Annotated in this window: 19 protein-coding genes and 1 tRNA gene; 10 read left to right on the forward strand and 10 right to left on the reverse strand. The window is 34.6% G+C overall.

Annotation, left to right across the window (positions count from 1 at the left end; genetic code table 11):
* The first annotated feature begins 106 nt into the window (after positions 1–106).
* Complete coding sequence (locus QW060_RS28045) at positions 107–751, forward strand: DUF6705 family protein (RefSeq protein ID WP_317623178.1); 645 nt, start codon at positions 107–109, stop codon at positions 749–751.
* Positions 752–799: 48 nt separating this feature from the next.
* Here the strand turns inward: QW060_RS28045 and QW060_RS13640 are convergent, their stop codons facing one another.
* The 4 genes from QW060_RS13640 to mce all read right to left on the reverse strand — a co-directional run bounded on the left by QW060_RS13640 (position 800) and on the right by mce (position 2,443).
* On the reverse strand, positions 800–1,039 hold the full coding sequence (locus tag QW060_RS13640; RefSeq protein ID WP_290364031.1) for a hypothetical protein: 240 nt from the start codon (positions 1,037–1,039) through the stop codon (positions 800–802).
* Between the two features lie 442 nt (positions 1,040–1,481).
* Positions 1,482–1,619 carry a hypothetical protein gene (locus tag QW060_RS13645; protein ID WP_290364032.1) on the reverse strand — a complete coding sequence of 46 codons (138 nt, stop codon included), beginning with the start codon at positions 1,617–1,619 and terminating at the stop codon, positions 1,482–1,484.
* A gap of 270 nt (positions 1,620–1,889) precedes the next feature.
* A tRNA-Ile gene (locus QW060_RS13650) sits at positions 1,890–1,963 on the reverse strand.
* Between the two features lie 78 nt (positions 1,964–2,041).
* A complete protein-coding gene (mce, locus tag QW060_RS13655) occupies positions 2,042–2,443 on the reverse strand; it encodes a methylmalonyl-CoA epimerase (protein ID WP_290364033.1) in 402 nt (133 codons plus the stop codon).
* 64 nt (positions 2,444–2,507) lie between these two features.
* Here mce and rbfA point away from each other — a divergent pair, with 64 nt between their 5' ends.
* The 3 genes from rbfA (at position 2,508) to QW060_RS13670 (ending at position 5,195) form a co-directional block, all read left to right on the forward strand.
* Positions 2,508–2,900 (forward strand): 30S ribosome-binding factor RbfA, encoded by a 393-nt coding sequence (rbfA, locus tag QW060_RS13660; protein ID WP_290364034.1) that lies wholly within the window; start codon positions 2,508–2,510, stop codon positions 2,898–2,900.
* A 3-nt stretch (positions 2,901–2,903) separates the two neighbouring features.
* A complete protein-coding gene (locus tag QW060_RS13665) occupies positions 2,904–4,109 on the forward strand; it encodes an ABC transporter permease (protein ID WP_290364035.1) in 1,206 nt (401 codons plus the stop codon).
* Positions 4,110–4,190: 81 nt separating this feature from the next.
* On the forward strand, positions 4,191–5,195 hold the full coding sequence (locus QW060_RS13670; RefSeq protein ID WP_290364036.1) for a hypothetical protein: 1,005 nt from the start codon (positions 4,191–4,193) through the stop codon (positions 5,193–5,195).
* A 71-nt stretch (positions 5,196–5,266) separates the two neighbouring features.
* On the opposite strand, the gene QW060_RS13675 is transcribed toward QW060_RS13670, so the two are convergent.
* The 3 genes from QW060_RS13675 to QW060_RS13685 all read right to left on the reverse strand — a co-directional run bounded on the left by QW060_RS13675 (position 5,267) and on the right by QW060_RS13685 (position 10,389).
* On the reverse strand, positions 5,267–6,133 hold the full coding sequence (locus QW060_RS13675) for a cupin-like domain-containing protein (protein ID WP_290364037.1): 867 nt from the start codon (positions 6,131–6,133) through the stop codon (positions 5,267–5,269).
* Between the two features lie 213 nt (positions 6,134–6,346).
* A complete protein-coding gene (gene odhB / locus QW060_RS13680; RefSeq protein WP_290364038.1) occupies positions 6,347–7,594 on the reverse strand; it encodes a 2-oxoglutarate dehydrogenase complex dihydrolipoyllysine-residue succinyltransferase in 1,248 nt (415 codons plus the stop codon).
* 32 nt (positions 7,595–7,626) lie between these two features.
* Positions 7,627–10,389, reverse strand: a complete 2,763-nt coding sequence (locus QW060_RS13685; RefSeq protein ID WP_290364039.1) for a 2-oxoglutarate dehydrogenase E1 component — start codon at positions 10,387–10,389, stop codon at positions 7,627–7,629.
* Between the two features lie 466 nt (positions 10,390–10,855).
* Here QW060_RS13685 and QW060_RS13690 point away from each other — a divergent pair, with 466 nt between their 5' ends.
* On the forward strand, positions 10,856–11,422 hold the full coding sequence (locus QW060_RS13690) for a hypothetical protein (RefSeq protein WP_290364040.1): 567 nt from the start codon (positions 10,856–10,858) through the stop codon (positions 11,420–11,422).
* Here QW060_RS13690 and QW060_RS13695 read toward each other — a convergent pair.
* Both QW060_RS13695 and QW060_RS13700 read right to left on the reverse strand, forming a co-directional pair.
* The gene (locus tag QW060_RS13695) at positions 11,403–11,747 is read right to left on the reverse strand and encodes a hypothetical protein (protein ID WP_290364041.1); all 345 of its coding nucleotides are present in this window, start codon (positions 11,745–11,747) and stop codon (positions 11,403–11,405) included. The two genes, QW060_RS13690 and QW060_RS13695, sit on opposite strands and share 20 nt — an antisense overlap.
* The gene (locus QW060_RS13700; protein WP_290364042.1) at positions 11,747–12,721 is read right to left on the reverse strand and encodes a polyprenyl synthetase family protein; all 975 of its coding nucleotides are present in this window, start codon (positions 12,719–12,721) and stop codon (positions 11,747–11,749) included. Before QW060_RS13700 ends, QW060_RS13695 begins: the two co-directional genes overlap by 1 nt.
* 136 nt (positions 12,722–12,857) lie before the next feature.
* Here QW060_RS13700 and QW060_RS13705 point away from each other — a divergent pair, with 136 nt between their 5' ends.
* The 5 genes from QW060_RS13705 to QW060_RS13725 all read left to right on the forward strand — a co-directional run bounded on the left by QW060_RS13705 (position 12,858) and on the right by QW060_RS13725 (position 19,421).
* Positions 12,858–13,457: a TetR/AcrR family transcriptional regulator gene (locus QW060_RS13705; RefSeq protein ID WP_290364043.1), complete on the forward strand. Its 600-nt coding sequence runs from the start codon at positions 12,858–12,860 to the stop codon at positions 13,455–13,457.
* A gap of 11 nt (positions 13,458–13,468) precedes the next feature.
* Complete coding sequence (locus QW060_RS13710) at positions 13,469–14,809, forward strand: TolC family protein (protein WP_290364044.1); 1,341 nt, start codon at positions 13,469–13,471, stop codon at positions 14,807–14,809.
* Positions 14,810–14,817: 8 nt separating this feature from the next.
* The gene (locus QW060_RS13715) at positions 14,818–15,876 is read left to right on the forward strand and encodes an efflux RND transporter periplasmic adaptor subunit (protein WP_290364045.1); all 1,059 of its coding nucleotides are present in this window, start codon (positions 14,818–14,820) and stop codon (positions 15,874–15,876) included.
* A gap of 24 nt (positions 15,877–15,900) precedes the next feature.
* The gene (locus tag QW060_RS13720; RefSeq protein ID WP_290364046.1) at positions 15,901–19,083 is read left to right on the forward strand and encodes an efflux RND transporter permease subunit; all 3,183 of its coding nucleotides are present in this window, start codon (positions 15,901–15,903) and stop codon (positions 19,081–19,083) included.
* A gap of 140 nt (positions 19,084–19,223) precedes the next feature.
* The gene (locus tag QW060_RS13725; protein ID WP_290364047.1) at positions 19,224–19,421 is read left to right on the forward strand and encodes a CsbD family protein; all 198 of its coding nucleotides are present in this window, start codon (positions 19,224–19,226) and stop codon (positions 19,419–19,421) included.
* 56 nt (positions 19,422–19,477) lie between these two features.
* Here the strand turns inward: QW060_RS13725 and QW060_RS13730 are convergent, their stop codons facing one another.
* Positions 19,478–21,205 (reverse strand): AraC family transcriptional regulator, encoded by a 1,728-nt coding sequence (locus QW060_RS13730; RefSeq protein ID WP_290364048.1) that lies wholly within the window; start codon positions 21,203–21,205, stop codon positions 19,478–19,480.
* Positions 21,206–21,207: the final 2 nt, after the last annotated feature.

Consider the following 21,207-nt stretch of genomic DNA (forward strand, 5'->3'; position numbering starts at 1 on the left):
ACAAACAGCCACTAATTAAAGTGGCTGTTTGTTTTTTTAATGAGTATATTACATAAAATTATCATGGAAAAACAACAAATTGTAATACATCATAAATTAGAAAATCATGAAAAAACTATTATCAATCATATTCTTATTGATTACAGGATATGTTTCTTCACAATCTCTTCAGCAAGTAGACCTTTATAATCGACCCGAAGTATCATTAGGTGATAAAGGATATTATTTTAAAGATACACAAGGATATTTTAACCAGTATACAGGAAATGGTGTTTGGCAATATTCATCTGGAAACCTAACAATGCAATTAAAATTTATTAAAAAAACTTTTACAGATGTTTACCAAAATAAAATTGATGCATTAATTGGTGGAATACGTATCGTTAAAAATGGTGTTGAAGTTGTAAATACTTTAAATATTAATGTAAATCAAAACAGTACTGTTGACTATTTTATATACGATGGACCACGTTATAAAAACACACCTAATTGTATGGGCTGTACAACACCAGATCAAAGACTATATATGTTTTATAATGAACCGAATAACGATAATCCAAATTTAGCACATATGTTCTTCATTATGCATGTATATAAAAATGCTCAACAAATTCCTACTCTAAGAGTAGTATTCACACAAGAAGCATTGTCAGGAGATCCAACGGAATATGATACTGAATTTAATCATATCCCTACTAAAACACAGGTTTATTTACCTTTTGGAACATTTGATTTTCAGAAAGTAAATTAATTCAGATAACAAAACATAAAGCCACTAATTAAAGTGGCTTTTATTTATTTATCTAGGGCGAAGTGTCCATTCGGATGTCACAAAATATCTGTATCCAGTTCCGTTAAAAAGATTATCAGGGTACTGACTCTTTAAATCTTCTTTACGGATATCTAATTCTGCTGAACTTAAATATTTTACTTCTGTGTGGGCTGTGTACTGAGAGATGATCCCAAAATTTTGACTGTACACTCCTGTTACAGTAATTTTATACCACATTCTGCCTTCAAAGTCTGGTGTTTGATCCATCATTGAATTATTTGCCTTTAAATCAAGTATTGAATTACTCGCTGTTAATGTTGTTGTTCCAATGGCTAATACGGCTAAAGGCATTAATAATTTTTTCATATTTTATACACTATAGGTTAAAAATCGAATATATAAATATATATTAACAATAGCAACAAACTTATTTTATTATTTATTATAAAATTTATCACCTACTATCTTTTCCAAATCTTATACAAAAAATTATCATAATAATTACAGGCAGCATCTGAAGAAACAAAAATCCCCAATCAAACTGTTTTCGCTCCTTTTGCTTTTCGGTTGACTTCATCACCTCATTAATCCGTTTAAAAGACTTTATTACTACTTCTTTCTTTTCCTTGTAGCGATGTTTGATTCTTCTTTAAACATTTTTTCTGGTATTTTCTATAATACCCTTAACTGGTATTATTAATGATATAATTTAATCAGAATCTGTAAGATACTGTGATAATATTTTACTGGCCTTGATCTTTAAATCTAATAATGCCGGCATCAATGAATGATATTCAGGATGAGTTTCTAAATACAAACTTGTTTTCACATCCCAATCACTAAGCAATGCACGACCAATTTCACGTTCTCTTCTTATCTGAGTATGTGAAACCTTTATTATGATAGGAAAACCAAATTCATTAGAATCCGATTTTTTTAAAAGGAATTTGATAGTCATAGTTCAGTTGCATTTTCATTTTTTATATAAAATCTACTTGCATTTCACTTGCATTTTTGTTGCAAAAAGTTACTTTTTATGGTAGTAAATGAGTTGTAAATATAAAAAAGGAAAAGTATAAAAACAAGAAAACCCTTGATATACAAGGGTTTTAAGGTGTGGTCCCACCTGGGCTCGAACCAGGGACCACCTGATTATGAGTCAGGTGCTCTAACCAACTGAGCTATAGGACCGGCTACTTATCGTTAGCGAGTGCAATATTACAGTAGAAATTCTGAATTCGCAAGGCTTTTTTAAAGTTTTTTTGATTTTTATCTGATTTCCTGACACAGTTCTATCAGGACACCATTAGTGGTTTTAGGGTGTAAAAATGCAACTAATTTATTATCAGCACCTTTTTTAGGAATATCGTTTAAAATAATAAATCCTTCTCCTTTTAACCGTTCCATTTCAACAATAATATCTTCTACATCAAAAGCAATATGATGAATACCTTCTCCCTTTTTCGCTATAAATTTAGCGATAGGACTTTCTTCATTTGTCGCTTCCAGCAATTCAATTTTGTTAGGCCCGTTCATAAAAAAAGAAGTCTTCACTCCTTCAGATGCTACTTCTTCTTCTTTATAGGGAGCTGCTCCAAATAGTTTTTCAAATAAAGGATTTGAAGTTTCCAGACTTTTTACAGCAATACCGATATGCTCTATTTTTTTCATTTTAAATATATTTATAACAAAAACAAAGATAAGGATATCAGTATGAAATTTGTATTTTTGCACTATGGAAACAAACAGACAAAAAAAAATGGGTGCCTTATTGCAGGAAGATCTTGTAGATATTCTTCAGGGACAGGTACGAAAAAACGGTATTTCTAACTTGATCATCTCAGTATCAAAAGTTTCTGTAACAACGGACTTGTCCATTGCAAAAGTATATTTAAGTATTTTTCCGGTTGATAAAGGAGCTGAATTACTAAAAGCTATTCAGTCAAATGCTCCGCTGATCAAACATGATTTGGCACAGCGTGTAAAGAATCAGTTACGAAAAGTACCTAACCTGAGTTTTTATATCGATGACAGTCTTGATTACATTGAAAAAATTGATACAGCCTTAAAAGGAGAAGAAAACCCAATCGAAAACAGAGAGTTATTAATTCGAAGAAAGAAAAAATAATCCTTGAACACGACTTTTTACATAGCCAGAAGGTATGCTTTTAGTAAAAGCAAAACCAAAGCAATTAATATAATTTCAAGAATCGCAGCTCTTGGAATTATTGTCAGCAGCATGGCTTTGTTTGTCGTTTCATCTGTCTTCAGCGGACTCGAAGATTATTCTCTATCCTTTACAAATGCTATGGATCCGGATCTTATCGCATTACCTGAAAAAGGAAAATCCTTTTTGGTCAGTAAGGATCAGTTTTCCAGATTAGAAGTGATTGAAGATATTGAAGCACACGTGCCTGTTGTAGAAGAACGGGTTGTATTTACATTTAACAACAAACAGGTTGTAGCCGTTATCAAGGCTGTTGATTCTACTTATACTGACGTCACAGATATTAATACCGCCATATCCGCAGGCAACTGGCTTATGCCGCACACCAATCAGGCAGTTGTGGGAAATCTTTTAGCCGAATCTTTATCAATGGGGATGTATTCCAATGATAATCTGTTAGAAGTCCTTGCGATGAAACCCGGAGAAGGGATGATTTCTACACCAGACGAAGCTTATAACAAAATTCCTTTATACACATCAGGCATATATAGCTTGGGAAATATAGAAACCGATGCTAAATATATTTTTACTGACATTCATGTTGGACAGAGTTTGCTGAATTGGGAAAGCAATCGTTATTCGTCTCTTGAATTTAGGTTAAAAGAAACAGCACAAGAACAAAAAGTAATTAAGGAATTGCAATCTATTTTTGGCGACCAACTTATGTATAAAAACAGAGCTCAGATAAACGAAAGTCTGTTTAAAATGCTCAAAACAGAAAGCCTTGCTATTTACCTTATCTTTACACTGGTGATTATTGTGACCTTATTTTGTCTGACAGGCTCATTAATCATGATCATTCTGGAAAAACAACCTCATTTAAAAACCCTTTCAGACTTAGGATTATCTATTCGCTCCATTAAAAATATTTTTCTTTTTCAGGGTTTGATACTCGCTATTGGCGGTGCTATTTTTGGCTTGATATTAGGACTGTTCATCACTTATATACAACAGCATTATCCTATCATATATATCTCTGATAATCTGCCCTATCCCGTAAAAATAAGACAATACAATATAATAGTAGTTCTAAGTACACTCTTTATTTTAGGCTTCTTTGCTTCCCTATTGGCCTCCAGCAGAATTAATAAAAAATTCCTTCATCAGTAATAACAGTTAATAAGTAAAGAAAATTCATTAAAGTACTTGTATTAATGAAATTTTAATAATACTTTAGTTTCTTTTAAATTAATGGAGAAATTTCACATGAAAAAAATTTTTACTTTTCTATCTGTATTGATGTTATCGCTGACTGTATTTACAGCTTGTAATGACGATGACGCTAAATTGACCTATCCGGTAGATTCAAATGGAAATCCAATTATCCCTACGGATAATGACCCAATAGTAGAACCTGCACCAGATCAGCTGGTACTACACATCAGTTCATATGAAATTGCATTGGGTTCAACTGTAGAATTCACTTCTTTTCTTAATGGAGGAAATGTAACCGATTTGGCTACATATTATGTAAATAACGCACCTATTCAGGGCAGATACTATAAGCCTACTGCAAATGGTACCTATACTGTTGTAGCAAAATTACAAGGTGCTGCTGACAGTGCCCCAAGACAATTAATTGTAACAGGAGAAGGTCCGGAAGAACCGGGAGGTCCGATTATTGATATTGAGCCAGGAGAAGGTAATGTTGTTTTAAACGGTAATGAATATGTTGCCAACTACCATATCCTTGATTTTGTAGGGGTTTATTATACAGATGAAACACAAACGGATGTTGTTGCTGTTTGGGAATCGTATACGATAGACAACAATGATTTAAGCCAGTTAACAGTAGCAGCTGTTTACCGTTTTGACACACCTGCAGAAATCGTTAATAATGAAGGTGGTGCTACGTTTGAAATACCTACTGCGACTAACTCAACTTTAGAAGGAATAGTTGTCGCTGCAGCTGGAACAGAACAATTTGAAAATGTTTTAGCAACAGGCACCATAAAATATACTTCTATTGATGAACAGGCAGGGACTGTAGCATTTTCAGCAAACACAGCCTTTGGGGGCAACACTTTAGTAGTTACTTTTAATGGAAATGCCGGAATTGATTTAACACAGCAAAACCAACAAAACAGACCTGCAAAATCAGTTAGCAACAAAAGAAATTTTATCAAAATCAACAGAAACGAGATTAAGAACATTAAAACAATCCGTCCTATGAGTTTGAAAAATCTAAAACGATAATCCGCAAAGGATACAAAATTTATATATAACAACAGAGGCTGCCCGATATATCGTGACAGCCTCTGTTGTTTTTATTTATTCATCAGTTCATTCGTCCTGCGAATGGATTCAGCATCTTTATAATCAAGCCAGGATTGTCCCTTTCTCTTACGCATCCAGTTATCATAATAACGGATAACAGCTACATTAGCCAATCCTCTAAGCAGATTAGCCGGTCTTCCGGCAAGTGAGCGTAAACTCAATGAAAATCCGGGTGTCAGATATTTCATATAATGCCACCAACCCTCAGGCATGTATAACATTTCTCCATGCTGTAACTTAGTGATATAAGGCTTAATCATTTTAAGTGCCGGAAATTTTTCAAAGTCAGGATTATCAAAATCAATGTCCTCATTGCAAATCCATGAATAAGGAAGCCTGTACATATATTTAGTTTCCTTTGGATCAACAAGGACGCATTGCTTTTCTCCCTCAAAATGAATGTGGAAAATATTCGGAAAATCAATATCATAATGCATAAAAACTTTAGCATCCTGACCACCAAAGAAAACCAGAGGCAGACTTTTTATCAATCTCAGCCCTAATTGCGGCCATTTCATATCAGATTTCAATGAAGGTACATCTTTCATCAGATTATAGAGGAAAATACGCAAATCAGTTGGTCCTTTTTCCAGAATGTCTATATATTCAGACATCGTCATTGTGAAATCAGGTTCGTTTACTTTTTTGGTATAATCGGTTTTCCTACTATCATATAACGGAACGATCTTATCCCCTGCTACTTCTCTTAGAAATTGGAAATTCCATTTTGAAAAAGCAGGCCAATCTTCGATCTGATTTGTAATTACTACAGGTTTTTGAGGCTTATAATAGTTTTCGATAAACTCTTTTTTGGTAAGTTTTTCAACCCTCTCAATTTCTATATATTTAAAGGCCATATTTAAAAATGATAAGTTAAATTATAGTAGGTAAGTAAATCAATTTTATAATGATTCTAAATAATTATAACAACAAAAAGCATACCATAATCAATACACATAGTAACGTTGCCCTATTATTTGCATATAGACTCTACTTTCCTTAATAATAATTAAAAAAAAGCGACGAAATTACTTTCGTCGCTTTAAGTATTTATAATAATACGTTTTATATTATAACTCCAATGCCTTTTTAGGATCGTTATTCATCAATAATTCCGCAGGGTTTTCTAAAGCTTCTTTTACAGCCACCAAGAAACCTACAGACTCTCGTCCGTCAATGATTCTGTGATCGTATGATAAAGCAATATACATCATCGGGGCAATTACTATCTGACCATTTACAGCAACCGGGCGCTCAATTATATTGTGCATTCCAAGAATTCCTGATTGAGGAGGATTGATAATCGGAGTAGATAACATAGATCCAAATACACCACCATTGGTAATGGTAAACGTTCCGCCTGTCATTTCATCTACAGTAATCTGTCCGTCACGTGCTCTTGTTGCCAAGCGCTTGATTTCAGCCTCTATTCCTCTGAAAGAAAGTAATTCTGCATTGCGTACTACAGGTACCATTAAACCTTTTGGTCCAGAAACTGCAATAGAGATATCCGCAAAATCGAATTTAATCTGTTCCTGTCCGTCAATCATTGAATTCACATCCGGGAATAATTGTAATGCTCTTGTAACCGCTTTTGTAAAGAAAGACATAAATCCTAAAGAAGCACCGTGTTTAGCTTTAAATGCGTCTTTAAATTCGCTTCTTAGCTTGTTTACCTCAGTAAGATTTACTTCATTAAAAGTAGTCAGCATTGCAGTAGTATTTTTTGCTTCTACCAAACGTTCCGCTACTTTTCTACGCAACATAGACATTTTTTTACGCTCTGTCTCTCTTGGTCCCCCTGTTGGTGTTCCCATAGAAGGCACTGCATTGATAGCGTCTTCTTTAGTTACGCGACCGTCTTTACCGGTTCCTTTTACAGATGCCGACTCTATATTTTTTTCATCTAATATTTTCTTAGCTGCAGGAGAGGCAGTTCCCGTTGCATACGTTTCCGTTTTAGGAGCCTCTTCTTTTTTAGGTGCTTCTTCTTTTTTAGGTGCTTCTTCTTTTGCAGGTGCTTCAGCAGCCTTTTCTTCTTTCTGAGCCTCAGAATCTGTCTCACCAGATGGTTTTGCAGCACTTGTATCAATCAAACAAACAACCTGACCGACTGCAACCGCATCCCCTTCTTCTGCTTTTAAAGTAATAATCCCGCTTGCTTCTGCAGGCAATTCTAACGTAGCTTTATCAGAATCAACTTCAGCAATCGCCTGATCTTTCTCTACATAATCTCCGTCTTTTACTAACCAGGTTGCAATTTCTACTTCTGTAATTGATTCACCTGGTGATGGAACTTTCATTTCTAAGACACTCATCTGTATTTCTTTTAATATTGTTATTAGATTTATTATTTTAAGTCTTTATTAAAAACCATAGCAATGGCATGTGCATAACGTGCTTTTGAGCGTACCGAACTACCTGCAGCCGGAGCTGAAGCAGCAACCGGAGAAGCCAGACGCAATTTTACCAAATCAAAATTCATCAACATAAATCCGTAAGCACCCATATTTCTTGGTTCTTCCTGAGCCCATACATAATCATCCACATTCGGATAAGAGGCAATTATTTCTTTTAACTGCTCAACAGGCAATGGAAATAACTGTTCTAAACGAACAAAAGCGATATCCTCTCTTCCTGCTTTTTCTTTTTCTGCCTGTAAGTCATAATAAAATTTACCCGATACAAACACCAGTGTTTTTACTGATTTTTTATCCTCCACTTTAGGATCATCTATCACCATCTGGAATTCTTTACTTGTAAAATCTTCAATAGAAGAAGTTGCTTCCGGGTGGCGCAATAAGCTTTTTGGAGAAAAGACGATCAACGGTTTTCTAAAATCAGTAACCAACTGTCTTCTCAATAAATGAAAATGATTTGCGGGTGTAGTCGCGTTAGCAATATACATATTGTGAGAAGAACACAACTGTAGAAAACGCTCTAATCGTGCAGATGAATGTTCTGCTCCCTGATGTTCATAACCGTGAGGCAATAACATCACCAATCCGTTTTGATTTCCCCATTTATCTTCTCCAGCAGAAATATATTGATCTACCATAATCTGAGCTCCGTTGAAGAAATCTCCAAATTGAGCCTCCCATATAGTCAAAGCTTTTGGATTTGCTAATGCATATCCGTATTCAAAGCCTAAAACCGCATATTCTGATAATAAAGAGTTATAAATACGCATCTGCCCATTTTGAGATTTTAAATGGTTCAATGCAATGTATTCATCTTCTGTATCTTCTGATTTTACTACTGCGTGGCGGTGAGAAAAAGTCCCTCTCTGAACATCCTGTCCTGAAAAACGCACATCATACCCTTCTGAGATCAATGTTCCGTAAGCCAACAGCTCACCCATCGCCCAGTCTAATTTATCATTTTCAAAATACATCTTGTAACGATCACCTATAAGACGGGCTATTTTACTGATGTATTTTTTGTCTTCCGGTAATTTTGTAATTACTTCGGCAACGTCATCCAACAATTCTCTTGACACTTTTGTATCAAAAGTCTGCAACATTCTTTTGCTGTCAGCGATATTATATCCCTGCCATTCTTTCTGCATAAACGGAATAACAACTGCTTTTTGATTTGCTTTTGCTATTTCCAGATTTTCTTCAAGAATTGACTTGTATTTATCTTCCAAACCTTTTACATAATCCTGCGTAACCACTTTTTCTTCAAGCAATCTTGCATTGTATATATTTCGTGCATTTTCATGCTTTGAAATCAATTTATATAGAATAGGTTGTGTAAAACGTGGTTCATCTCCTTCATTGTGTCCGTATTTACGGTATCCTACCAAATCGATGAATACATCTTCTTTGAACTCCATTCTGTAAGCAAGGGCAAACAGAAAAGCACTGACAGCAGCTTCTGTATCATCAGCATTGACGTGTACCACCGGAGCTGACACTACTTTTGCAATGTCTGTAGAATATACACCTGAACGTGCATCTTTATTGCTGGTTGTAAATCCAACCTGATTATTCAATACTACATGTATTGTTCCTGCAGTCTGATATCCCCGAAGTTTAGACATCTGTACAATTTCATATACAATTCCCTGTCCGGCAATAGCGGCATCTCCATGCAAACAGACAGGCAATACTTTTGAGAACTGATCTGCAAAATATTTATCCTGTTTAGCACGGGCAACTCCTTCCAAAACAGCACCAACTGTTTCGAGATGGGACGGATTTGGCGCCAAGTTTAGCTGTACTTTTTTGCCTGTATGAGTTATTTTTTCAGAAGTATATCCAAGATGATATTTTACATCTCCATCAAAAGAATCAGATACATCTGCATAATCTTTTCCATCAAATTCTGTAAAGATGTTTTGAGCCGGTTTTTGAAAAATATTAGCCAATACATTCAATCGCCCTCTGTGAGCCATTCCTAATACAACATCTTCAACTCCAGCATCCGCCGCTGCATCAATCATGGCATCTAATGCTGGAATTGTAGCTTCAAGCCCTTCCAAAGAAAAACGCTTTTGCCCTACATATTTAGTTTGAAAAAAATTCTCGAAAGCTGCTGCTTCTACTAATTTTTCCAGAATATATTTACGCTGTTCGGCATCAAATCCGTTAGCTTTTGATTCAAAATATTTTGCTACCCAGTTTCTTTTTTCATCATTTGGTATGTACACAAACTCAACTCCTGTAGAAGCGCAGTAAACTTTATCCAGATGATTGATGATCTCCTGTAGTGTACTTGTTGGTAACTGAATTGATTTGGCTGCATCAAATTTAGTATTCAGATCTGCCTGAGACAATCCGAATTTTTCAATCGAAAGATCCGGTGCTGTTACATTTCGCTCTCTAAGTGGATTTGTTTTAGTCAACAGATGTCCGCTTGTACGGTATGCATCGATCAGCTTTAGTACTGCAAACTCTTTTTGAAGATTTTGAATCGCCAGAGATGAAGATCCGTTATCTGCACTATTATCAGAAAAACCTGAACCATCACTGTATTCGTTTGCAAAATCGAACCCTTGAAAAAAACTTCTCCAGCTTGGCTCTACACTGTCAGGACTTACTAAGTACTGATCGTATAATTCTGCGAAAAATGCGGTATGTGCCGCGTTTAAAAAGGAAAACCTATCCATAATTTTGTCTAAAGACCTTTTTGTTTAAAAAAATTTTCCTACAAAAATACGATACTTTATGAAAATTAAACAATCTTTTACTGAGTTTTGTTATATTATTTTTCAGAATTAAGAGCCAGCAAAACATGAAATCCTCTTTTTTTAACAGTTATATTGTTTTTTACACTTTTTTACTCCGAATTTATAGCTCTGAACGTATATATAAGGTTTTTTTTTTACATGATTTGTAAAAAAAGATGTTTACAAATCATCATAAACTTGCTTAAATCCAACACAATATCCTCAAAACAGTTATTTTTCTCAAATACAAAACGATTTAAATATTTGTAGTAAATTTACACTTGTTCTTCTGATAAAAACAATGATATCTTTTGGTTAATGTATTCATAAATTATTCTTTTATGCATCCAAATAAGAAGGATTACTATTCAATTTTAGTATTTTAGCTTTTTAAAACGACTCTTTTATGAAACAACTCCTATTCTCGTGTTTAATTTCCACCGGTTTTCTATTATCTGGCGTTACCGCAAATAGTCAAAATGAAGATCGAAACTATGATTTCGACAACAGCTATAAAAACTATTTTTGGAGAAATGTTCGCTTTGGAGGAGGACTTGGACTGAGTTTTGGTGACGGTTTTGCAGATGTGATGGTCGCACCCAGTGCTATTTATCAATTTAACAACCAATTTGCAGTAGGTACCGGATTACAGTTTAATTATTTAAAATCAAAAGGATACTACGAAAGTCTCTCATACGGAATTAATGTTATCGGACTCTATAATCCCATTCCTGAAATTCAACTTTCTGCTGAAGTTGAACAGTTAAGAGTAAACAATACCTATGATGTGTATTATACAGACATATGGAGAAGAGACCGAATGGAAGATAATTTCTGGAATACCGCTATCTTTTTAGGAGCCGGATATTCTATGAACGGACTTACAGTTGGTGTACGCTATAATATCCTTTATGATAAAGATAATTTTGTTTATAATCAGGCATGGATGCCATTTATAAGATTTTATTTCTAAGATAAACCTTCTGAAATTCTCTCTTGAGGATAAGAAAAGTAACTACCGAAAGTAAGTTTTCGGTAGTAGTACTTAAATATTGCTCTACTTCAATTTCAGGAACATCAACCAAATAAAGAAGTGTACTGATTTTAGATGCATCTCTATGGATAATTTCTTTCAGAGCTATTTCTACATTTACAACAATTTCATGAACTGTTGCTTCTAAAGGGACAGCTTCTATTTGTGTTGCTCTGTAAAAATCTTTATTTATCTGATCTATCAGCTGTTTTATAAAGTGAGGTTCAACTAATTTTTCTTTTAAAAACGCAACCGATTGTTCCATTACACTTTGCGATCCATTAAATTAAGAGCAAATGTTCGCAACTCTTCTTTATGGGTGTTTTCTATGTTTAAACTTTCCAAAACTTCTAACGCTCTTTGTGTATAATCTTTAATTTGCTGCTGAATTTCTACAGTTGCTTTCGTATTTTCAAAAATATTTTTCACAATGCTTATTTTTTCTTCTTCAGGGACATCAGTTACAGAAAACAATTCCAACAATCGTTCTTTTTCCTCTTTAGTTCCTTTTATCAACGCCATGAGGTAGAGATATGTTTTCTTGTTTTCCAGAATATCCCCTCCTATTTTTTTACCAAAAGTAGCCATATCCCCAAAAGCATCAAGATAATCATCCTGTAGCTGAAAAGCAATGCCAAGCCAACGGCCAAAATCATAGATTCTTTTCTTATTATCTTCAGATGTTTCGGCAACTATAGCCCCCATTTGCAAAGCTGCTCCAACCAAAACAGCCGTCTTATACTCAATCATGGTAATATACTCATCGATTGACACATCGTTTCTCTCTTCAAAATTAATATCCATTTGCTGTCCTTCACAAACTTCCAATGCTGTTTTACTGAAAAGCTTTGCCAATTCTTTAAAGATAACTGGTTCATAGTTTTCAAAATACTGATAGGCTAAAATCAACATCGCATCCCCTGAAAGAATACCTGTGTTCACATTCCATTTTTCATGTACCGTCTGATGCCCTCTTCTCAAAGGTGCGTCATCCATAATATCATCATGAATCAAAGAAAAATTATGAAACAATTCAATAGCACTTGCTGCATGAATGGCTTTTTGATAATCACTTCCAAAAATCTCTGCTGCAAATAAGGTTAGTACCGGACGCAACTGTTTACCACCTAAAGACAAAATATATTTTATCGGGTCATACAATTCATCGGGTTTTTTATTTATTTGAAGATTTTCAATATAGTCCGCTATTATCTCTTTATATCCTGAAATGGTTCGCATTTGATTTTATTATATTTAAAAAGAAAGACAAATGTAAACCAATTTTACGAATTGGTTAATTTTTTAAAAAAACTTTGGAAACTTTTTTGGTTTTAAAAGTTTCCTGACTACATTTGCAGTCGAAATTAGAAACAAAATGGAAAATCAGATTTTACAAAAATCATCCGAATTGTTCATCCACAGAGGATTCAGAGCAGTAACAATGGATGATATAGCAAAAGAAATGGGGATTTCCAAGAAGACAATCTACCTGCATTATCAGTCAAAACCTGATTTGGTAGAAGCCTCTGTTGAATATTTTTATGATGTGGCATTGGGAAAGGTTGAAAAAATTATTGAAAACAGTGATGATGTAATCAGTGAGCTTTTTGACGTAAGGTCGGCTTTTAAAAATATTTTGTCCCCCGAATTGCAAACCCGCTTGATGTACGAACTCATTAAGTACTATCCTAAAGTAACGGAAAAATTAAATCAGAAAAGATATGAGCAATTCGATGAAACTATCCTCGAAAACTTAAGAAGAGGATTAGAAACCGGCTACTACAGAAAAGAGATTGATATAGAATTGGTAGGCAGGTTTTTCTTTGTGACTACGGCAAATCTATGCGATGAAAAGCTTTTTCCGGTCGAGGTTTTTCCCTTAGAAAAAGTGGATGCAGAATTTCTGGAATATCATTTAAGAGCTATAGTTACTGAAAAAGGATTGAAAAAATTAGAGCAAATATTAAATAAATAACGTCCCATTCAATGAAATACAAATTAACCATTCTTGCCACACTATTGTTAGGAGTGTTTGCGCAAGCTCAAGAGCAACTGAGTCTTAAAGATGCTATTGAATACGCTTTGGCCAATAAAGCAGATGCTGTCAAAGCAAAGCTCGACATACAAAACAGTGAGCATAAAATTGCTGAAGTACGTGCTATGGCATTACCCCAAATCACTGTTTCCGGGGATCTAACATACAATGCGATACTCCAGAAAAGTGCTTTACCCGGAGATATTCTTGGACAACCAGGTACAACAATTTTAGTACCGTTCGGGCAGCCCTGGCAATCAACTGCATCGGCTAATCTGGATCAGCAAATTTTTAATCAGGCCGTTTTTACAGGGTTAAAGGCTGCCAGAACTACCAGAGAGTTTTATCAGATTAATAACACACTAACAGAAGAGCAGGTAATTGAAAAAGTTGCCAATGCCTACTATCAGGTGTATGAAACCAAACTGCAATTAAAGACAATAGAAATAAAATACGAAAGCACTTCCAAAACAGCTGATGTAATAAAAGGATTGTATGAAAACGGACTTGCTAAAAAGATTGATTTGGATCGTATGCTGGTTTCTAAAAATAATCTTGAAGCCAATATTACTCAAACAAAAAATGCGCTTCAATTACAAGAAAACAGTTTAAAGTTCATGATAGGAATGGGGATACAGACACCTATTGTGATGCCCGACAACACCTTTGAAATTTCTGCTCATGTATTTGTAGATGAAAATACAACTATTGACAACAGAACTGAGATATTGGTATTAGAAAAACAAAATGAATTATTAGAGTTAGACAAAAAATCTAAAATAGCAGAGTATTACCCAACCTTATCATTGAGAGGAAGCTTTGGTTATTTGGGATTAGGTTCTGATTTCCCATGGTTTTCAAAACCTGCTGATGGAACATACTGGTCAAGTTTCTCTGCTATTGGTCTCAATTTAAGCATACCTGTTTTCAACGGGTTTTCTACAAGATCAAAAGTGAGACAGGCAGATGTAGCTATCGAGAAAGCTCAGGTTGAGCTGGAGGAAACAAGACTTGCACTGAGTTTGGATCTTGAAAATGCAAAAACACAGATCAACAACAGTTTATTAACTATTGATTCTCAAAAGACCAATGTTGATCTGGCAAAAGAAGTTTTAGAAAATATTCAGAATAACTATAATAACGGACTGGCAACGCTGACGGACTTATTAGATGCGGAAACTGCGTATGCTGATGCTCAGAATAATTATACGGATGCTTTACTAAAATATAAACTGGCGGAAATCCAGTTAATAAAATCAAAAGGTGAACTAAAATCATTAATAAATAACTAACTCGAAATATGAAAAAAATTGTCATAACAGGTATCGTTCTTATTGTAGCAATTGCAGGGATCGTATATGTTTTAAATAAAAATAAAGCTAAGAATGCTGCGGAAACAGCTATTGTAGCTGAGAAAAATGAATCGGTTGCGGTTCGTTCCCAAAAAGTTACGTATCAGGAAATAAATGCAGATTATATAACAAATGGTACTTTTTATCCAAAACAGGAATTGATGATATCTGCAGAAACAGCAGGAAAAGTCGTTCGTGTACTTGTTGACGAAGGTTCTTTTGTTAAAGCCGGACAAACATTAGCCGTTATCGATGGCGACAAGCTTAATGTCAATGTACAGAATGCTCAGGCAGCATATAAAAATGCACAGGCAGACGCAGCAAGATATGAAAGTGCTTTCGCAACGGGTGGTGTTACAAAACAACAATTAGATCAGGCTAAATTACAATTAGAAAACGCAAAAAACAGCCTTAAAAGTGCTCAACTTACCTCTTCTGATGCCTCTGTAAGATCTTCTATCAGCGGTATTATCAATTCAAGACAGGTAGAGCCGGGTGCCTATGTATCTCCGGGAACTCCATTATTTGAATTGGTGAATGTTTCTACTTTGAAGTTAAAAGTAAATGTAGATGAAAATAATGTAGCAGGTTTGAAAGTCGGGCAGAAAATTAAGGTAAAAGCAAGTGTATATCCTGACAAGGAGTTCAATGGAAAAGTAACTTTTATCGCTCCTAAAGCAGATGGTTCATTAAATTTCCCTGTTGAAATAGAAATACAAAACAACAGTAATAATGAACTTAAAGCCGGCATGTACGGTACAGCAATATTTACCAGCAATACCAATACTCCAATACTTGTGGTACCTCGCTCAGCCTTTGTAGGTAGCGTGAGTACGAACGAAGTTTTTGTTGTTAAAAATAACGTAGCTTATTTGACAAAAGTAACTACAGGAAGAAACTTTGGAGACTTTGTTGAAATCCTGAGCGGGATAAAAGACGGTGACGAAGTAGTTACAAGCGGACAAATAAATCTGCTTAATGAAACACCAGTTTCTATTATCAAATAAATATAATCCCTCGAAAATAAGATTATGAAAATATCTGAAATATCAATAAAACGCCCGAGTATAATTATTGTACTCTTTATCATACTGACCTTAGGAGGGATTTTCAGTTATAGTCAGCTGAGTTATGAGTTGATTCCTAAGTTTGAAGTAAATGTATTAACGGTTTCCACTATATATCCGGGTGCCTCTCCTTCTGAGATTGAAAATACAGTCTCTAAGAAAATAGAAGACGCTGTATCATCACTGGAAAACGTCAAAAAAATAGAAGTAAAATCGTATGAAGGTGTTTCTATTGTAATGATCAACCTTACACCGGAAGCAAACGCTGATTATGCATTGAATGATGCCCAGCGTAAGATCAATGCCATTCTTAAAGATTTACCTGATGATGTAGATCCACCGTCTTTGAGCAAATTCTCTTTAGATGATATGCCTATTATGACACTGAGTATCACCAGTAAGCTAACAGAAAAAGAACTTTACGATCTGTTGGACAAAAAAATCCAACCCGTATTTTCACGTATCAATGGTGTAGCACAAGTAGATTTAGTAGGTGGTAGAGAAAGAGAAATACAGGTAAGTATTGATCCTAAAAAACTGGAAGGTTACGGATTAAGTTTACCTCAGGTACAGCAAATTATTTTAGCTTCTAACCTTGACTTCCCAACAGGAAACGTAAAAACTAAGGACAAACAAACTTTAATTCGTCTCTCCGGAAAGTACCGATCTGTTGAAGAATTAAGAAATTTGGTAATATCTACAAAAGAAGGAATACAAATTCGACTTAGCGATATTGCTGACGTACAGGATGGTGAAAAAGAAGTGGAGAAGATTGCCCGTTTAGATCAACAAAACACTATCATTCTTCAGGTTAAAAAACAAACTGATGCTAATGCTGTAGCAGTAAGTGAATTGGTAAAAAGTACCATTGAGACTATTGAGAAAGATTATGCAAAAGCAGGTGTTAAGGTAACTATCGCAAATGATTCATCTGATTATACACTTAGTGCGGCAAATAACGTAATGTTCGATTTGTTCCTTGCGATTGTACTGGTTGGTATTATTATGCTTTTCTTCCTGCACAGTTTAAGAAATGCAGTGATTGTAATGGTGGCTATTCCACTGTCTTTGATCGCTACCTTTATCGGGCTATATCTAATGGGATATACCTTAAACCTTATGTCATTATTAGGATTATCTCTGGTTGTAGGTATTCTTGTGGATGATGCGATTGTGGTTATTGAAAACATTCACCGCCACATGGAAATGGGGAAAAACAAGATACGGGCGGCCTATGACGGTGCTTCAGAAATCGGATTTACCGTTACAGCTATTACATTAGTAATTATCGTTGTATTCTTACCGATTGCAATGAGTACCGGTTTAGTTTCCAACATTATTACACAATTCTGTGTTACTGTAATGTTTGCAACTATGTTATCATTATTAGTATCTTTTACCGTTGTTCCATGGTTATTCTCCAGATTCGGAGTTATTGAGCACATCAGTTCTCATTCATTTTTCGGAAAAATAATACATGGCTTTGAAAGAGGTCTGACTGCTTTTACACATTCTATCTCTAACTTACTGATCTGGTGTTTAAAATCTGCAAAGAATAAAATCATCACACTTATAATTGTTATTATTTTGTTCTTCGGATCCCTGTCTTTAGTAGGAATGGGATTTGTCGGAGGAGAATTTTTCCCTCAATCAGATAAAGGTGAATTTCTTGTGCAGTTAGAATTAGATAAAGATGCTTCTATTGAGAATACTAATTTCACAACACAAAAAGCAGAAGCCTACATCAGTAAATTACCGGAAGTAGAACGAATGATTACTACAGTAGGTCAATCAAGTGATGGTATGGGAGCGGTAACAGGAAGTAAATACAAATCAGAAATTCAGGTCATCTTAGTAGACAAAAAACTGCGATCAGAATCTACAAAAGTATTCTCGGCTAAACTGAAACGAGATCTTGAAAAAGTACTTATCGGTTCAAAAGTAAAAACAGTACCAGTAGGTATGATGGGTTCTGAAGGTTCTCCATTAATGCTGACAGTTACCGCATCGACTATGGAAGATGCAATGGAATTTGCTAAAAAAGCAGCAGATGAGTTACGTAAAGTAGAAGGTTCTTCTGAAATTAAATTAACTTCAGAAGACGGTAATCCGGAAATAAACGTTAAAGTTGACCGTGATAAAATGTCCAGTTTAGGATTGGATCTTTCTTCTGTAGGTATGACGATGCAGACTGCATTCAGCGGTAATACGGATGGTAAATTCCGTGCCGGAGAGTATGAATATGATATTAATATTAGATATGGTGAACAAGGAAGAAGTTCTATCGATGATGTAAAAAATCTAAAATTCACCAATTCATTCGGACAACAGGTAAAATTAGAACAATTCGCAACAGTTACGTATGATTCTGGTCCGTCATTACTGGAAAGAAGAGATAAAGCTCCATCTGTTTCTGTTCAGGCACAAACCATTGGACGTCCTTTGGGAACCATTGCATCTGAATGGGAAAGTAAATTCTCTAAATTGGAGAAAAAACCAGGTGTTGGTTATGTATGGGGTGGTGATATGGAAAATCAGGAAGAAGGTTTCGGTACCTTGGGGTATGCTCTTGCAGCTGCAATCATCTTAGTATACCTTGTAATGGTTGCTTTATATGATAGTTTTGCTACTCCGTTTATCGTTATTTTCTCGGTTCCACTATCTTTCATTGGAGCTCTCTTACTGATGGCACTGACCAATACGTCTTTAAACATATTTACTATTCTGGGTATTATTATGTTAATTGGTCTGGTATGTAAGAATGCCATCCTTCTGGTCGACTTTGCCAATCATAGAAAGGAAGCCGGAGATAGCACCAATGCTGCTTTAGTGGCGGCCAACCACGCAAGGTTGCGTCCGATTCTTATGACTACTATTGCGATGGTTATCGGTATGATTCCTATTGCAATGGCTCAGGGAGACGGTGCAGATATGAACAGAGGTTTAGCTATTGTAATCATTGGAGGTCTGTTATCATCCTTATTCCTTACATTGGTTATCGTACCGGTTATCTATGCAATTTTTGACGGGCTTCAACGTCGCATTGGCAAATCTAAAAAAGTAGATTATGCCGGATTGATGAAAGAAGATTATGTCGAAAATGAGAACTTCGTAGATGAATTTGGCCCAAGAAAAGAAAATAAATAAAATCTTTTAACATCAATACTTTTAAAAAACGCTTCTGAAAATCAGAAGCGTTTTTTTTATTAACATTTTTTTAGAACAATAGATTCGTTTAGGGATAATAGTTTTTGTAAATTTATATTATAACTTAAAAACCCAATGCTATGGACAGATTAGAATTAGAAGGAAAATGGAACCGAATTAAAGGAGCTGTAAAACAAAAATACGGAGACTGGTTCGATGACGACAAAGTGTATGCCGAAGGCAAATTTGACGAAGTAGTTGGAAAACTACAAGAGAAATCAGGAAGAACAAAAGAAGAAATCGAGAGAGAGATTGCTGATTGGAGAGAAGATGAATAATAATTGATTTCTCAATAAAAAAAGACCGGTAAAATACCGGTCTTTTTTTATAAATATTATTTCTTTCCTTGTTCATCCAATTCCAATTGTTCAATAAAGTAGGAAGGCAGAATACCCGTTCTTTGTTGAAATGCGGTATTAAAGCTTTTAGCAGAACCAAATCCGTATTGCTCTGCTAATCCCTGAATACTCAATTTGCGTAGATTTGATTTATGCAAAAGATCATCCGTAACTTCATCGATTCTTAACTGATTAATATATTGATTAAAATTCTGATGCTTACTGTTGTTTATTATTTTCGACAATGTTGTTGTATTCGTATTCAATTTAGCTGCAAGATCTTTCATACTTATAGGTTGTAAGAAATATTTTTCTCCTTCCAGCTGTTGTAACTCAAGTAATATTCTTTCTTCTGTAGTACCCCCTCTTTTATGCTCATCAATATGTGATGCTGATGCACTGACCACATCTGTAATCTTTTCATCTTTTACAACAAGATCAGGCATTTTAGAAATCTCCCTTTTATTAGAAAATCTATTGACCGTTAGTTCGTATTTCTGTCTAAGTTTAGTTTTGAGAAGATTTTGACGGTAAGCATATAACACCAATAATAAGATTAATACTGCTGCCATACTCAACCAAAGTGTATAATTAAATTTATTATTTAATAAATTCTGACGTAAAACTTCTTTTGATTCTTCCAGCTTTTTATTTTCATTTTGATAATGCAGTGCATTTGTCAACTCATATTGTTCTTTTTCAAAAATACGGTTTAGTGAAATCAATTTTTCGGTGTACAATAATTGATTGTGTGCATCACCGTTTTCTTTATAATATTCAATAAGATAGTCATAACCTTCTCTCAGATCATAATTTAAAAATGTCTTCTGCGTAAAAAATTCATCAATTTTTTTGAAATAGCCAATTGCTTTCTCTTTCTTTCCAGTATCCCAAGCTACCTTGCCTAAGTACAAATAGATCAGATGTTCATTGGTATAATCTGCATTTTCCTTTATTATTGATAAAGCCTTTAATAAGGTTTGTTCCGCCTTGGTATAATCTTTCAGCAAATAATAATTGGCGCCAATAACATAATTAAGATAAGCCTGTTCAAATTCAATATCTGCTTTAGTTGTGAGAGATTCTGTGGCAGCCATTGCCTGCTCCATAATAATATTTACAGTATCTGTCCTGTGAAGTGCAATTCCTACTTTTCCAAGGCTATACAGACTACTTATATATCCTAACAGATTGTTATTCCCTTCTCTTTTATTATAGTAATTAGCTGTTGCCGTAAAATAGACCTTTGCTTTATCCATTTGATTAGTATAAAAATACAAAGACCCGAGATTATATTTAATCGCATATAATCCATATTCATCATTTGCTTTACTATAATATTCTTCTGATTTTAAGCCATATACAAGTGCTTGTTGAAAATCTCGCTTTCGAAAGGCAACGTTACTGACATCTTCATACGCCATGGCTAATAGTTTTATATCGTTAGACTCATGAGCTATAGCTACCATTTGTTTTACAATATCATCTAATATAGCCTCATCATCAAGAAGATTTTTCTTTTCTCTTAAAGCATTCATCTGATAATTATAATTATTATCTTTCTTTGCTTTTTTATAATAAGCCTCTATATAGTATAGTTTTTCTTGCGAAGTTGTGTTTACATCCTGTATTTTATCGTTCAGTTTTTCATAAGAAAATGTGTCCAAAGAAGAACTTTGAGCAAAAACAGGAAGAATGCACCATAAAAAACTGTGTAAAGCCACCC

The organism is Paenimyroides ceti, assembly GCF_030409925.1.